This window comes from Paenarthrobacter sp. AR 02 (genome assembly GCF_021538675.1).
Classification (GTDB): Bacteria; Actinomycetota; Actinomycetes; order Actinomycetales; family Micrococcaceae; genus Arthrobacter.
This window is the reverse complement of record NZ_JAJUKH010000003.1, coordinates 134691-148979: the sequence shown is the minus strand read 5'-3', so window position 1 is coordinate 148979 and position 14289 is coordinate 134691. Positions and strand designations below refer to the sequence as shown.

The 14289-nt window shown below is 63.0% G+C and carries 13 protein-coding genes and 1 pseudogene; 6 read left to right on the top strand and 8 right to left on the bottom strand.

All coding sequences use genetic code 11. The annotated features are described in order from the left end of the window. Nucleotides 1–49 precede the first annotated feature (49 nt). The gene (locus tag LRQ04_RS09975; protein ID WP_235519935.1) at nucleotides 50–1504 is read left to right on the top strand and encodes a PLP-dependent aminotransferase family protein; all 1455 of its coding nucleotides are present in this window, start codon (nucleotides 50–52) and stop codon (nucleotides 1502–1504) included. Here the strand turns inward: LRQ04_RS09975 and LRQ04_RS09970 are convergent. Further along, nucleotides 1501–2013 (bottom strand): DUF4188 domain-containing protein, encoded by a 513-nt coding sequence (locus LRQ04_RS09970; protein ID WP_235519934.1) that lies wholly within the window; start codon nucleotides 2011–2013, stop codon nucleotides 1501–1503. The genes LRQ04_RS09975 and LRQ04_RS09970 overlap by 4 nt on opposite strands. Before the next feature lie 99 nt (nucleotides 2014–2112). Here LRQ04_RS09970 and LRQ04_RS09965 point away from each other — a divergent pair, with 99 nt between their 5' ends. Continuing rightward, on the top strand, nucleotides 2113–2688 hold the full coding sequence (locus tag LRQ04_RS09965; protein WP_235519932.1) for a TetR-like C-terminal domain-containing protein: 576 nt from the start codon (nucleotides 2113–2115) through the stop codon (nucleotides 2686–2688). Between the two features lie 7 nt (nucleotides 2689–2695). On the opposite strand, the gene LRQ04_RS09960 is transcribed toward LRQ04_RS09965, so the two are convergent. Together LRQ04_RS09960 and LRQ04_RS09955 are read right to left on the bottom strand one after the other, a co-directional pair. Then, complete coding sequence (locus LRQ04_RS09960; RefSeq protein ID WP_235519930.1) at nucleotides 2696–3388, bottom strand: SRPBCC domain-containing protein; 693 nt, start codon at nucleotides 3386–3388, stop codon at nucleotides 2696–2698. Beyond that, the gene (locus LRQ04_RS09955) at nucleotides 3381–4031 is read right to left on the bottom strand and encodes a helix-turn-helix domain-containing protein (protein WP_235519929.1); all 651 of its coding nucleotides are present in this window, start codon (nucleotides 4029–4031) and stop codon (nucleotides 3381–3383) included. Before LRQ04_RS09955 ends, LRQ04_RS09960 begins: the two co-directional genes overlap by 8 nt. A 141-nt stretch (nucleotides 4032–4172) precedes the next feature. Between LRQ04_RS09955 and LRQ04_RS09950 the strand changes: the two genes are divergently transcribed. Next, the gene (locus tag LRQ04_RS09950; protein WP_235520112.1) at nucleotides 4173–5102 is read left to right on the top strand and encodes an RluA family pseudouridine synthase; all 930 of its coding nucleotides are present in this window, start codon (nucleotides 4173–4175) and stop codon (nucleotides 5100–5102) included. An 8-nt stretch (nucleotides 5103–5110) separates the two neighbouring features. Here the strand turns inward: LRQ04_RS09950 and LRQ04_RS09945 are convergent, their stop codons facing one another. After that, on the bottom strand, nucleotides 5111–5605 hold the full coding sequence (locus tag LRQ04_RS09945) for an Lrp/AsnC family transcriptional regulator (RefSeq protein WP_235519928.1): 495 nt from the start codon (nucleotides 5603–5605) through the stop codon (nucleotides 5111–5113). Between the two features lie 101 nt (nucleotides 5606–5706). Between LRQ04_RS09945 and LRQ04_RS09940 the strand changes: the two are divergent. Then, nucleotides 5707–6981 (top strand): annotated as a pseudogene (locus tag LRQ04_RS09940) (amino acid permease); the annotation flags it as partial. Nucleotides 6982–7067: 86 nt separating this feature from the next. Here LRQ04_RS09940 and LRQ04_RS09935 read toward each other — a convergent pair. Next, the gene (locus tag LRQ04_RS09935; RefSeq protein WP_235519927.1) at nucleotides 7068–7625 is read right to left on the bottom strand and encodes an O-acetyl-ADP-ribose deacetylase; all 558 of its coding nucleotides are present in this window, start codon (nucleotides 7623–7625) and stop codon (nucleotides 7068–7070) included. Nucleotides 7626–7678: 53 nt separating this feature from the next. On the opposite strand from LRQ04_RS09935, the gene LRQ04_RS09930 reads away from it, so the two are divergent. Continuing rightward, nucleotides 7679–8326, top strand: coding sequence for a DedA family protein (locus LRQ04_RS09930; protein ID WP_235519926.1), 648 nt, complete (start codon nucleotides 7679–7681; stop codon nucleotides 8324–8326). A gap of 10 nt (nucleotides 8327–8336) precedes the next feature. Here the strand turns inward: LRQ04_RS09930 and LRQ04_RS09925 are convergent, their stop codons facing one another. The 3 genes from LRQ04_RS09925 to LRQ04_RS09915 all read right to left on the bottom strand — a co-directional run bounded on the left by LRQ04_RS09925 (nucleotide 8337) and on the right by LRQ04_RS09915 (nucleotide 13279). After that, nucleotides 8337–8642, bottom strand: coding sequence for a hypothetical protein (locus LRQ04_RS09925; RefSeq protein WP_211714153.1), 306 nt, complete (start codon nucleotides 8640–8642; stop codon nucleotides 8337–8339). 106 nt (nucleotides 8643–8748) lie between these two features. Then, nucleotides 8749–11547: a phosphoenolpyruvate carboxylase gene (gene ppc, locus LRQ04_RS09920; protein ID WP_235519925.1), complete on the bottom strand. Its 2799-nt coding sequence runs from the start codon at nucleotides 11545–11547 to the stop codon at nucleotides 8749–8751. A gap of 169 nt (nucleotides 11548–11716) precedes the next feature. Then, the gene (locus tag LRQ04_RS09915; RefSeq protein ID WP_235519924.1) at nucleotides 11717–13279 is read right to left on the bottom strand and encodes a sigma-70 family RNA polymerase sigma factor; all 1563 of its coding nucleotides are present in this window, start codon (nucleotides 13277–13279) and stop codon (nucleotides 11717–11719) included. Between the two features lie 357 nt (nucleotides 13280–13636). On the opposite strand from LRQ04_RS09915, the gene LRQ04_RS09910 reads away from it, so the two are divergent. Beyond that, nucleotides 13637–14236, top strand: coding sequence for a hypothetical protein (locus LRQ04_RS09910; RefSeq protein ID WP_235519923.1), 600 nt, complete (start codon nucleotides 13637–13639; stop codon nucleotides 14234–14236). The last annotated feature ends 53 nt before the right edge of the window (nucleotides 14237–14289 follow it).

Sequence of the window (14289 nt, the reverse complement as noted above, 5' to 3'; positions counted from 1 at the left end):
TGCCGAAAACTGGCCTTGTATTCCATAGCCAGTTTGCAATACTGGTCTTATGTCCGGCTCTCTGAACCCCACCGCACTCGTTAGGCTCCTCGGCTCCTGGAACTCCGGCTCCCTGCCCGCCTACCGCGAGCTGGCCGACGTCGTGCGCTTGCTGGTGATGGACGGGCGCATAGCGCTGGACGTAGCGCTGCCCAGCGAGCGGGCCTTGGCCCAGACCCTTGACCTGAGCCGGACCACCGTCACCGCCGCGTACTCCAACCTCCGCGAACAGGGCTTCCTCACCTCGGGCCAGGGAAGCCGGGCCCGGACGTGCATCCCGCACCGGACCGTACCCGTGAGTGCGCCCGGCCTGGCCGTGCCGGATGGCCTCCTGGACCTCGCCTACGCATCCCTTCCGGCTGCCGGGGAAGTGGTGCACCGGGCGTTCGCGGATGCCCTGACCGAACTGCCCGCCCTCCTGCCCGGCTTTGGGTACGACGCCGTGGGGGTCCCGGCACTCCGCGAAGCCATTGCGGACAAGTACACCGCCGACGGAGTGCCCACCACGCCGGGCCAGATCCTCGTCACGTCCGGCGCCCAGCACGCCCTCAACATCGTGCTTCGCACCCTGGCCGGCAAGCAGGACCGGGTGTTGGTGGAACACCCCACGTACCCCAACGCCCTGGACGCCATCCGGGCCGCCGGCTGCAAACCGCTTCCCGTCGCATTGCCCTCGGGGACCTCACCAGCCTGGGACATCGATGCCATGGTGTCCACCATGAACCAGCAACGGCCCGCGATGGCGTACCTCGTCCCGGATTTCCACAATCCGACGGGCCGCATCATGTCCGATCTGCAGCGTCGGCGCCTGGTGCGGGCTGCAGCGGCGTCGGGGACAGTCCTGGTGGTGGACGAAACGCTCCGGGGATTAAACCTCGACGGCGTCCGCACCGCACCGATGTCCGCTTTCGGTCCCGCGGTGGTGTCCATCGGGTCGCTGAGCAAGTCCCATTGGGCGGGCCTCAGGACCGGCTGGATCCGCGCCGACGAGGGCCTGATTTCCCGCTTCGTGGCAACGAGGACCGTCATGGATCTGGGCGGTCCCGTTGTGGAGCAATTGGCGGCGGCCCGGCTGGTGCGGTCCTTCGCCGAGCCCCTGGATGCCAGGTTGGAGGAACTGCGGCACAACCGGGAATCACTCCTCGGCTTGCTGGCTGAACACCTGCCGGCCTGGGAAGTGGAGCGGCCGCGGGGCGGACTCACCGTTTGGTGCCGCCTCCCCAGCCCCTGCAGCACGGCGCTGACGATCCTTGCCCCGGACTTTGGGGTTCGCTTGGCAGCGGGTCCCAGGTTTGGGGTGGGCGGAGCCTTTGAACACTTCCTTCGCGTGCCGTACACCTTGCCGCCTGAGCAGCTGGAGGTCGCCGTCCTGGCCCTGCGCGGAGCCCAGGACAAGCTGGACTCCTCGCCCCACCTCCGCCGGTCCCTCAAGTCGGAGCGACCAGCGGCGGCGGCAGTGGCCTAGCCTTCCGTTTGCGTGGCCCCTGTCCGGACGGCCCCCGCTCCCATGCGCTGCTTGGCGGTGTTGCTGCCGGGGCCCACGGGGATGTGCGAGGTAGCTTTGGCCAGGCCGAACCGTGGCATGCCGTTGTAAACCACTTCAATGCCTGACGCCGGAACCTGGTAGGTCTCATGCCACACGCCCACGTCGCCGCTGCCGGACATTTCCTTCATGAACTTCCGCCACGGAGCCAAGTGCGGAGATTCCCGGTCGGCAGCAAAACGCCGCAGGTGCTCGGGGCTTTCCCAATAGCTGAGGAGCATGGTGGTCCGTCCGAGCCACTGTTCCGTGCTGAGCAAGCCTGCCTCGGGATTCTTAGCCAGGTGCTGCAGCATGGCGGTCATGGCTGAGGCCACCTGGGCGACACGGCCCACCTTCCACCACCTGTTGGCGCGCATCCCGATCAGGAACACGGTGACTGAATCGCGCCCTACGTCAGCAGTGAATCGGCCGGGGAAGATTTCCTGTGCCATGTGAATTCCTTCGCTTGGGGAACCCACTGTCAGATTCCTGTTCTCATAACGTCGTTTAATAACGTCGTTATGAAACAATGTTATGAAACACTGGAAGGCATGGCAAGACCTATCGTTCATGATCTCCAGGTCCGGCAACGGCTACTGGCTGTCACCGCAGAACTCGTGGACCGCGAAGGCCCGGCCCGCGTGACCCTCCGGGACGTCGCCGCCGCAGCAGACACGTCAACCACCGCGATCTACACGCTCTTCGGCGGAAAAGCCCAACTGCTGACGGCCGCCGTCGACGACGGTTTCCGCACTTTCGGGGAGTCCCAACGCGAAGCCGCCCACGGCGGTCTTTTGGCGCTTGGCAGGGCCTACCGCGTTTGGGCCCTTGAGCACCCGGCCCTTTACCGGCTTATGTTCGGTGGCGCGCTGGCCGCCTATGTGGAGTGCAAGCCGACGCCGGATGTCGCCTCGGATTCGATGGTGCCCCTGGTAGAGGCGGTCACCGAGGCGCAGGCCGCAGGGAGGCTCCGCGCGGAAGACCCCATAGTGGTAGCGATGGGGATCTGGGGACAGGTCCATGGGCTGGTCAGCCTGGAGCTGGCCCAGATGAACGACCCCGCCACCGACTGGCCCGGAATTTACGAAGCCGCCCTCGCGTCCGTAGCCCGCGCCTGGGCCCCCTAGCCGATCCTTAGGCGTATACCTTTTCCAGGAATCCGCCCCATGCCTTTGCCGTCAGTTCGGAATCTCCGGAGCCGCTGAAGTCGTGCACGGTCATGCCGACGGGAGCACCAAAGGCGTTCCGGCCGAAGAAGCGATACATTACATCCGCGGTCCGCAGGCCCAGGAAGTTCTGGTTGGCGAAGTCCACCTCGCCGCTCAACCGGCCAACGCCGTCGACCTCAACATCAAAACGCGACCCGGCGGCAGCACTTTCCACCCCGAGCGCCTTCTTCAGCTGCACAAAGCCGTCGGGAGCCTGCGAAGTTGCGGGGCCCTGGATGTCCGTGAACACCACCGGCCGGCCGTCGAAGTGCTGGAGGTACTGGCCCAGGGTGTGCAGGTAAAACTCAGTGTGCTTGCTGGCGCCGTCGTACTGCTCATCCCAGTTGTCCGCGAAAATGCCGCTGTGGACGTAGTGCAGCTTGGCGCGGCCACCCTCAAGGGGTTCGAGGACGTGCTCCAACTGGTTGAACCAGCCGTCGGGGCCGTCCATCCGCGACACGAGATGCGTGGGGTATTCCTCCACCGTTTTCACGGCGGGCCACTGATCGGTGGGGAACATCCAGGCCGCGGTGTCTGCAGTAACGGCGTTCCATACGCGTTCAGGCGTGCCGGGCAGCTCGGTGTCCGCCACGATTTCGAATTCCCGGTTCTCAGTCATTGCCTTGGTCCTTTTCTGCTGTGTGCCCGGAGGCTGCTTGTTCCGTTGAGGGGGTCTTGAGTGCTGGATGGAGGACAACGACGAGCCGGTGCTTGCGTCCGCCACCCGCCGGGGTGGCAGAACCGCCGTCGTGGTATTTATCGACGAGCCGCGTCACCGCCACTCCGAGCTCCTCCGCGAATGCCGCGCGATCGGCGGCCGAGCGGAAAGTAATCTCGCCGTCGATGGCGAAGCTGGCCAGCTTCTTCCTGGCCACGGCAGCGCCGGAGATGAGCTTTCCCATTTCCTGAACGGTGCGCGCGGCAAGCGAGAGCAGCCAGAAGGCCGAGAACCTGTCAGCGAAACGCCGTGGATCCGGCGCCACGGAGGCCAGTGCGGCCGGCGAAATGACGTAGGAGGCGGCGGTGGCGCACAACACGCGCTCGGTGACATTGCCTTTGCGGCGCTCCTCCACCAACTCCACCAACCCGTGCCGCTCGAGGGCTTTGAGGTGGTAGTTGATCTTCTGCCTCGGTAATCCAACCCTGCCGGCAAGCTGCGTGGCCGACGCCGGCTCGGCGAGCTCCTGGAGGATGCGCGTACGGATTGGGTCCAGTGACGCTTCCGCCGCGGCCGGGTCTTCGATCACTTCGATGTCCAACATGCTTCAATTATGTTTTCCGACAACTTTTATTGTCAAGAACTTTTTTATGTTCGGACTTGCGGGGCCTGCTCTGCGCGCCTCCGGCAGGAATTACCCCGCAGAACAGGCCCCACAACGAGCTCCCGGTAGAATTGTCCAGTGATGCAATCCCCCCTCCCCGTGCGCGACGGCGTCAACGCAACCCGCCTCCGCCTCCCGGACGACGGGCCCTGGGACACTGCGATGGACTACATGATGCATCGCTGGGGGCACATCGACCCCCAAGGCATCGAGGACCGATTCGACGCCGGCGAAATCGTGGGCGAAGGCGGCGTCCCCCTCGATCGCAGCACCAGGCTCGAGGACCACACGTTCATCTGGTACTACCGCACGCTCCCCCCGGAGACCCGGATCCCAGTGGAAATCACCATCCTCCACCAGGACGAACACATCCTCGTGGTCGACAAACCGCACTTCCTGCCCACCACCCCGGGCGGTACCTACATCCAGGAATCGGCGCTGGTCCGCCTCCGCAACCAGCTGGACCTCCCGGACCTCATCCCCATGCACCGCCTGGACCGCATGACCGCCGGGCTCCTGCTGCTCTCCACCAACCCGGAGACACGGGGCAAGTACCAGGTCCTCTTCGAGAAGCGCCAGGTCCAGAAGGAATACGAGTGCGTGTCCGCCGCGACACCCGCCCTCGGTTTTCCCGCCGTCGAGTTCCCCACAGTAGTCCGCAACCGCATGACCAAATCGCGCAGCTACCTCCTCGCCGAAGTCATCGACGGCGAACCGAACGCGGAAACGCGGATCGAAAAAACAAGGACGTTCGACGCCGGCACCCACCAGCGCGCGCTGTACCGGCTGGAACCCCACACCGGGAAGACCCACCAGCTGCGCGTGCACATGGCCTCGCTCGGACTGGGAATCGTCAACGACGCCTTCTACCCGGACCTGCTGGACAAAGCCCCGGACGACTACGCGAAGCCACTTCAACTACTGGCCCGCGGCATCACTTTCGTGGACCCCATCAGCAAGAAGACCGTGGAATACCGAAGCCGGTTGGAGCTCAGCGAAGCCCACGCCTGAACGGGGCACTACTCCCCCGGCGTCAAATGGTCGAACACCAGGTTGGTTTGCGTGTTGGCGATGGCCGGATCCGATGCGAGGTGGACAGCAATGAAGTCCCGCAGCTCCGTCGGCGTCCCGCAGGCCACATGCACTAAAAAGTCCTGGTCGCCGGCCAGAAGGAACACACTCTGGACGTTCGGCAGCGACTTGAGCCGCTGCGCGATGGCCAGCATCTTGTTGCGGGCCTGCGGGTTCACCCTGATGGAGATCAGCGCGTAGACCAGCAAGCCCAACGCCTCAAGATCCACGGATGCATGGAAACCCCGGATGACTCCGGCATCCTTGAGCGCCCGGACCCTGCCAAGGCACGTTGAGGGCGCAATCCCCGCCTTGGACGCGAGCACGTTGTTGGGAATCCTGGCGTCGGCCATGAGTTCCCGAAGGATCAGACGGTCCGTGTCATCCAGCCGAACGGGATTCGGAACGGCGCCCGCCGTTCGGTTCACGGTTGAATCCGACACGAAATAGCCCCTGTTCTTTTTGTGATTCTTCAGAATCCTTGGCAGGACATTGGACTGGATTCTATCTTGAATCGATTTGCAGAATCGACAAGGAGGTCGTGATGGACAGTTTTAACAAAATCCAAGAACGTGAAGGCGGGCTCAAAAAGCAACTCACCTCGCGTCAGATGACCATGATCGCCTTGGGCGGCGCAATCGGGACCGGGTTGTTCCTGGGCAGCAAATTCGCCATAGGCTTGGCAGGCCCCAGCGTGATCATCAGCTACGCCATCGGCGGGCTGATCGCACTGCTCCTGATGGGCAGCCTGTCAGAGATGACGGTGGCACACCCCACGTCCGGTTCGTTCGGTGCCTTCGCCGAGCATTACGTCAGTCCACTGGCCGGGTTCCTGGTCAAGTACATGTACTGGTCCTGCATCGTGCTGGCTGTGGGGACCGAGGTCACTGCGGTGGGTGAATACATGAAGCTCTGGTTCCCGGACGTCCCGTCCCTGCTGTGGGTGGTCTTCTTCTCGGCCGTACTCATCGGCGTGAACACCATGAACGTGAAGGTGTTCGGCGCCTTGGAATACTGGTTCTCCAGCATCAAGGTCTTCGCGATCATCGCTTTCATAGTGCTCGGCGCATACATTGTCTTCGGGGCCAGAACCAATGGCACCGGCCTGCAGAACTACTCGGCCGACGGCGGATTCTTCCCCAACGGTTTGTCCGGTACCTGGTTCGCCGTGATCGTCTCCATCTTCAGCTACCTCAGCATCGAAATGATCGCCATCGCCGCCGGGGAGGCCAAGGATCCCGCCACAGCAGTGAAGAAGGCCTTCCGCACCACTATCGTCCGGCTCCTCCTGTTCTACATCGTCACCTTGGCCCTGATCCTGGCCATCGCTCCGGTCAGCCAGATCCTCTCGGGCGGCAGCCCCTTCGTAACCGTGATGCAGAACCTGGGCATCCCTTTCGCTGACAGCTTGCTCACGTTTGTGGTGATCATCGCTGCGCTCTCAGCCATGAACAGCCAGCTCTACATCTCCACCCGGATGATCTTCAGCCTCTCCCGCAGCGGCGACGCACCCGCCATCTTCGGCAGGCTGCGCGGTAACGGTGCCCCAGTGAATGCCCTGATCCTCTCAACCACTGGTATTGCGATCGCCACCGTGGTCTACGCGATGTTCCCCGAGACTGCCTTCACGTTCATGATGGCGATCTCCATGTTCGGCGCAATGTTCACCTGGTTCATGATCTTCGTGACCCACTGGTTCTTCCGCAGGAGCATGAAACGCACGGGCACAACACTCTCCTACAAGACACGCTTCTACCCGGCGGGAACCATCCTGGGCGCGGTCCTCATGTTCGCCATAGCCGTCAGCACCTTGGGAACAGAAGCATTCAACATGACCCTGATCTTTGGCATCCCGTCCCTGGCCCTTGTGACGGTTCTGTACTTCATGGTGCAGCGACGCAAACGTCAGGTCCAGGGACCAGGCGAGGCTTCAAATTCGGCCCGGAAGACCGCCGTCGTCTCTTCTGAGAACAGCACGAATTCCACCAACTCGAGCGGGCTGCCTGACGCGGCACCCGCTGACGGCGACGACCAGAAGGACCTGACGGCGTCGAACGCGACTTCGGCGACCTGACGGGCATCCCAACCATAAATTCCGGCGCTGATCGCAGGAAAGGCAACCGACCGGGCACCCAGTCCCGTCGCCACCTTCAGGCTTTCGTTAAAGCACGATGCGAGCAGCGCCGGATCCGTCTGCCCGGCATGCCGGTTAGGCCCCACAGTGTGGACCACCCAACGGGCCGGAAGGCGGAAACCCGGAGTTGCGACGGCCGCGCCCACAGGCAAACCGTCGGGCAATTCCGAACGCCTAAGCCTCCGGCACGCCTCAAGAAGTTCCGGCCCGGCAGCCCTGTGGATGGCACCGTCCACTCCCCCTCCACCGAGTAGGGACGAGTTGGCGGCGTTGACGATAACGTCCACGGGACGCGTCGTGATGTCGCCATGCAGGATGTCGATTCGCATGGCGCCAGTCTCGCCCAGAGCGGCAGCGGCAGCAAGTGCGGTACCTTGTGGCCATGGACATCACCGCCCCTGAGACGTGGGGATCCGCGATCTACCTGTGGATCGTACCCATCGTGGTGGGCGACGCCATTTTTCCACCGATCCCGTCCGAAATGGTGGTCATCACCGGCGGGGCGCTCGCGGCCGACGGCCACACCAACGTTTGGCTGATCCTGCTTCTGGCCGCCTTCGCGTCATGGCTGGGCGACATGGCGGTGTATTTGCTGTTCAAGCGGCGCATCAGCCACGTTCTCGACCGTTGGTCATGGGGCCGCCACGTCCACCGCGGAATTCACGCAGCGATCGCCAAAGCGGGCCGCTCGTCCACATACGGCGCAATCATCGGCGGGCGATTCGTCCCGGGCGGTCGGCTCGCGACTTCCGCTGCATCGGGCATCGCCAACGTGTCCGTCCGCGGGTTCAGCCTCTGTGCCGCGATGGGCGCCATGCTCTGGGCCGTCTGGCAGGTGGGTCTGGGCTACTTCACCGGTTCCACCACCAAGCTGCCGTTCTGGGCCAGCTCGTTGATCGGCGTCGGCGTTGGGTTGGTCATCGGAGTGGTGGTGGGGCTGATCGTCACCCGTCGCCGCGGCAACCGTTCCCCCGTCGAGGAACCGTTCGACGGCGATCCGGTCGACGGTGAAACTCCCCAACCCGAGTAGCGCTCGCCTGTTAGATCGGCGACCAGCGCCCGCGGCTACGGCGCAACACGTACAGGCTTCCGGTCAGGGCAACGCGTTCGACGGCGTCACGCATCATGGCAGCCGACGTCCGGGCTTCGTCGTTCTCGCCTGCGTAATCGCGGTCGCCAACGGTAAAGCGGAGGCTGAGTTGGGGCACGCCGCCCACAATGTCCAGCTGGTTCGATTCCACGTGGTGGCGGGTTTCCAGGGCCTCGACTGCCGCAGCCATGACGGACTCGGGCGCATTTCCCGGTTTGAGGCCTGTAATCTTCAGCTTGGTCTGGAACGAAGGCATCCCATAACCCTAACGCTCTCCCACATCCCACCCCCTTGAACGGATCCCTCCTACAGCGGGTGCAGGAGGGATCCGTTGAATCGGTAGGGATGTGGAGGAGGGTCTGCTAGCCGGTGTTGCGGAGTCCGGCAGCCACACCATTAACGGTAATGAGCATGGCCCGCTGGAGCCGCTCGTCAATCTCGGCGCCGGACACGGACTCTTCACGCACACGGCGCAGGAGTTCCACCTGGAGGTAGCTGATGGGGTCCAGGTACTGATCACGGATTTCGAGTGACCGCTTCAGGGTCGGCTGGGCATCCAGCAGCTCGGTCTCGCCGGTGAGCCTTTCGATTTCAGCCACCGTGAGCTCGTATTCATCACGGATCATGTGGAACAAACGGTGCAATTCGGTGGGGACCAGCGATGAAACGTAGTGGCCCGCGATTTCCATGTCCGTCTTGGCCAACGTCATTTCCACGTTGGAGATCACCGAGCGGAAGAAGTGCCAACGGTCCATCATCTCCACGAGCTGATCCGTGTTCCCGGCCTCGCGGGCAGCCTTCAGGCCTGATCCGACCCCGAACCAACCCGGGACGATCTGGCGCGACTGGGTCCATCCGAAAACCCACGGGATGGCACGAAGTCCACCGAGGCCGGCACCGGAATCCGGGCGCTTGGAGGGACGCGATCCAATGTTCAACGACCCCAGCTGCTCCACCGGGGTGGAGGCCAGGAAATACGCCGGCAGTTGGGGGTCGTCGATCAACGTGCGGTACCGCGCGAAGGCGGCGTCGGAAATGGTTTCCATGACGTTCCCGTAACGCTCGCGTTCGTCCTCTGACGTACGCGGAGTCCGGTGCAGGGCCGAACCCTGCATCACAGCAGCCAGTGACAACTCAAGGTTTTCCCGGGCAAGTTCGGGCAGGGAGTACTTGTCCGAAATGACCTCGCCCTGCTCCGTGAACTTGATTTCGCCTTCGAGCACTCCATTCGGCTGGGCCATGATGGCGTCGTACGTCGGTCCGCCACCGCGGCCAACGGAACCACCACGGCCGTGGAAAAGACGCACCCGGACGCCGTGCTTCGCCGCAACATCCCGCAGTTTGCGTTGGGTCTTGTGGATTTCCCATTGGCTGGTCATCACGCCGGATTCCTTGTTGGAATCGGAGTAGCCCAGCATGATCTCCTGGATGTCGCCACGGAGTCGGACGAGTTCACGGTAGGAGGGATCGGAGAGGAGCTGATCCACGATCTCGGCAGATGCCCGGAGCTCCTCAACGGTCTCCAGGAGGGGAGCGAAACCGATCTTGGCATGGGGTTTGCTGCCAAAAAGATCGATCAACCCGGCTTCGCGGGCAAGGACCGCCGCCGCCAGCACGTCATCGGCGCCACGGGTCATGGAGATGATGTACGTCTCCACCACATCAGGACCATAGGTGTGGAGGGCCTGTCGGATGCTCCGGAAGACATCGTAGGTTCCGTCGGCGGTACCTTCGAGCTTGATGGGGTGGCCGGACAGCGGACGGCGTGAAGCAAGTTCGGCGCCAAGGAAGGCAAAGCGCTCCTCCCGGGTCAACTCTCCGTAAGGCTTCGCGGCACCCAGCCTGTCCACAAGCTGCCCGACAGCATCATGGTGGTAGTCGGCGTGTTCGCGGATATCCAAGGTGGCAAGGTGCAGGCCGAACGCGGCAAGAGCGCGCCGAACGCGGGCCAAGGCACCATCAGCCACCAAGGCTGCTGAATGGTTGCGCAGCGAATTCTCCAGCAGGCCGAACTCTGCCAGCAGTTCAGGCGTCGTCGCGTAGTCGCGGCCGGGCTCGTGGTGCGTCGAGGCAGCAATACGACGTCCGGTGTTGATGAGTTTGGCCTTGATACAGGTGAGCTTGAGCCTGTATGGCTCCTGCGCGTTCAATTCCAGGACGCGCTTGTCCAGTCCCGGAAGATTCTTCAAGTCCACGTCGATGGAATCCAGCAACTCCTGGTCCGCACCAAACAGGGCGGTGGAGTTCGAGAGGACCGAGATCAGTTCGTCGATCAACACGATGCCGATACGAACTGCGTTCTGGTTCTGTAGCTGCAGGATTTCCCGGGTGACAGCGGCGGTGACATTGGGATTTCCGTCCCTGTCCCCACCGATCCAGGAACCAAAGCGGATGGGCGCCGACCTCGTCGGCAGTGTCACGCCGTGCTCGGCCAGGAGCTCCGAGAGATCCGTCAGCATTTCCGGCATGGCATCGGTCAGGATGCTGTTCAGGTAGTAGATAGCGTTCCGGGCCTCGTCCACCGGGGTGGGGCGGACCTGTCGAAGCTCGTCCGTTTGCCACATCTGGTCGATGATCTCCGCCAGTTGGCGGTCCTGGCGTCGGCGGGAAGAGGTCCCCTCCCGGGTCGGTTCCGCGAGGACATCCGAGAGCTTACGGACTTTGTCCAGCACGGAACGCCGCGACGCTTCAGTCGGGTGGGCCGTGAAGATAGGCCTTACATCGAGTTCATTGATTACATCCTGCAGGACCTGAGGGCCGGCCTGGCCGGCGATCTCGGAAACGGCCTTGGCGAGCCAGCCGTCCTTCTCCTGCCGGGTTCGGAGACCCCGGACACGATGGACCTGCTCGGCCGCGTTGCTGAGGTGGAAGTAGAAGGCAAAGGCGCGGACAAGGTCGGTGGCCTGCTCAAGTGGCAGGGAGGCGAGCAGTTCACGGACCTGGACAACGACGTCGTGCGCGCTCCACGGACCGGTGGCATCAGCGCCGCCGCGGGCGGCTTCCTTGGATTCCTTGGTCAACAGGCGCACCTGCTCCACGAGCTGCAGCAGTTCGGGACCGTGTTGCCGGACCAAGGACTCGCCCAGCAGGGTGGAAACCCGGCGAACGTCGGCCCGCAGTTCAGCGGCGAGATCAGTGTCTAGATGGGCAGTGTGAACCATAGATACATACCTTCGGGATCTATTGAGGCCCGTACACTGCGCTGGATACTGTGAGCCGGATTACTGGTGTTTCCTAGGGATCTTACCCGCACCAAACTTCCCTGACGGAATGTGTCTCAGATTATGGTTTTATATGCAGCGACGTCCGGACGTCCCTAAAGAAACGGCCTCAGTAGCTGTAGGAAAACTGGTTCGGGGCGATTCCGGCCCCACTGAGCGAGTACGTCAGGACATGCTCTGCCCATCCCCGCTTGGAGACAGCCTGAAGATCAAATTGGAGCCGATCGCGCCGTATTGACTGAGTGGAGCAAGTAACGACGCTCCTGCTCTCCAGGGCGCACGTCCACCCTTCCGGCGCACGGACCGTACCTGCCTCTATCCAGGCATTCTGCCCCACGGAAAAGACTGCCTTTCCGCTGCCCAAGGGGTCGGACCCGGAAGCCTCGAAGTCGACATGCAACGCTGTGCTGTTGGGCCCACGGTCCCTGCTGCGTTCCGCGGACCCTTTGACCTTCACGGGCGGTGCGTCGGAAGGAACCGGCGCAGGTGAAGGCGCAGGCGTGACAACCGGTAGGGGTACCGGAGCGACGGGCTCCGTGGGCTCTTGCGTGGGTTCCGGCTCGGGTGCAACGGGAGCCGGCGCCGGCGGTGCTGCAACAACGGCCGGCGGGATGGCGGCTGCCGGGGAACTTGGAGCCGATGGCGCGGGGGTGGTCACGAGGGGTTGCGCTTCCGATGGAAGGCCCCTGGTTTCAACGGCCCGCTGCTCCATGTAGGCGTCCGGGGTCAGGTGGTCGACAATGCCCACCGCGCCCAGGACGAGTCCCACCCCGGCCGCTGCGATAACGGCCATCACAGCCGGCTGGGCAAGTGCAGGGACGGCGAGAGCCGCTTTTGCCGGCAGCATGCCGCCCAAAACTCCCAGTCCGGCCCCCTTTCCGGCCCACATCGCCAAGGGAACTCCGGTTACCAAGGGCAGGAGAACGGCCCTCATGCTCCCTTGGACGTCCTTCAGTTCTGCCAAGGCAGCGGTGCATTTGGCGCAACCACGCAAGTGCTCCCGGACCTTCCTTTCGGCCGCGGTGGAAAGTCCACCCCGGACGTAACTGCCGAGTTTGGAGGCAAACTCTGCACACCTGCTGTCAGGCTCTTCGGCTATATGGAACTGGAGGTAGTGCCGCCTCAGTCCCTCACGCGCACGCAGGGCGAGCGCGGAAACAGCATTGGGAGACAGCCCGAGGATTGGCGCGACAGCTGCCGGTTTCATGCGTTCCACGTCCAAATACCAGAGCACAGCCTGCCAACGCTCCGGAAGGGCGCGGAAGGCTTTGGACACTGTGTGGGATTCGAAAGCACTGATGGCGGAGTCGGCGTCACCCATCGTCTGGTCCAGAACGGCGTCGTCTCCGCTGGGGAGGACCTTGCCGTTCTTCCGATTCCGCTGGTGGGACAGCCGCGTCACAGTGGAAAGGAGATATGCCCGAAAGAAGGTATCCGGTCCCTTCCCCGCCACCAAGCTCTGCAGGACCGATTGGAAGGCCTCCGCCACGACATCCTCGACATCGCTCGGGTTGTCCACGTTGCGCTTGGCAACGGTCGATGCGATGGAAATATGCCGCTCGTACAAAGCGTCAAACGCAGCCATGTCTCCACTGCGAACCAATTCGATCAGGTGACCGTCGCTATCGATCCCATCCTGCGAAATACTGTCCATGCTTGTCTTGGCGGCCACTTACTGCCCCCTGACAACGTCATAAATCGTGCCCATATTTAGGAAGTGGTGGCACCGTGCTACTCATGACGCAATTTGTCCAAAGTCTTTAGCTTAAGAGAATCGGCTATCGCTTCGTCATGAACGACCGTCTCGCCGCACTATCCGGTTATGACATCGTTTCGGACAAAATCATTCGCAGAATGCGCGTTTTCGCGCCACCTTTTGCTGCGTAGATGGCAGACGACCAGTTACCGGACAGGTTGGCGCTTCCACGCAGACTGGTTCCTGCCCGAAGTCCGAACAGTTGTCAGATGCCTCGCCACAAGCTCCATCGTCCCGGCACCGGCAGCCAAGTCGTTGGGTGCGGCGCGCGCCATGAACGGTGTCAGCATCGGCGAGACCATGACCGATTTCCGCGCCCTGTTTGAAGCTGCGGAACAATCCCTCGACGTCGACGCGCTTCAGTCGTTGGCGGAAGGGTGGGCCGAGGTCGCGGAGTTGGCGCCGGCCCTCTCGTGCACGGATGTCTATACCGGCTTGGCCACTCAGGCGCACTTCCAGCGCCGTTTGCATGAGGTATCAACCTTCGGAGACGAGAGCTCGCGGCAGAACGCCGTCGCAAGAATCTTGCTGCCCGGACCCAGCCAAAGCCGGACACATTGCTGGACCCTCCTGGCCAGGCTGGGTGAAGCCGTCAAAGGGCAGCTCCGTGGAACAGGGGCTGTGGCCATGTACCAGGACTGCGCCGTCCATGTGCTTTTTCCACTCAGCGAGGGCAACTTATCCAGGCTGGCCGAATGCAAAACGGCGATTGAAGCCCTGGAAGACGGCGCCCTGAGCCCAGCACGCATGAAGTTGTACCCGTTGTCCTCAGCGCTGGCAGCAACCGCCGCATCCACACCAATGACCCCTCACAAGTCGTCAGACAAACACGGCATGCCGGGCACCGGACCGAAGGCGTCACGAACCACCTGACACCAACACTCATTGTCTGACGGAACATTTTCACCACGGATTTAAGGACCATC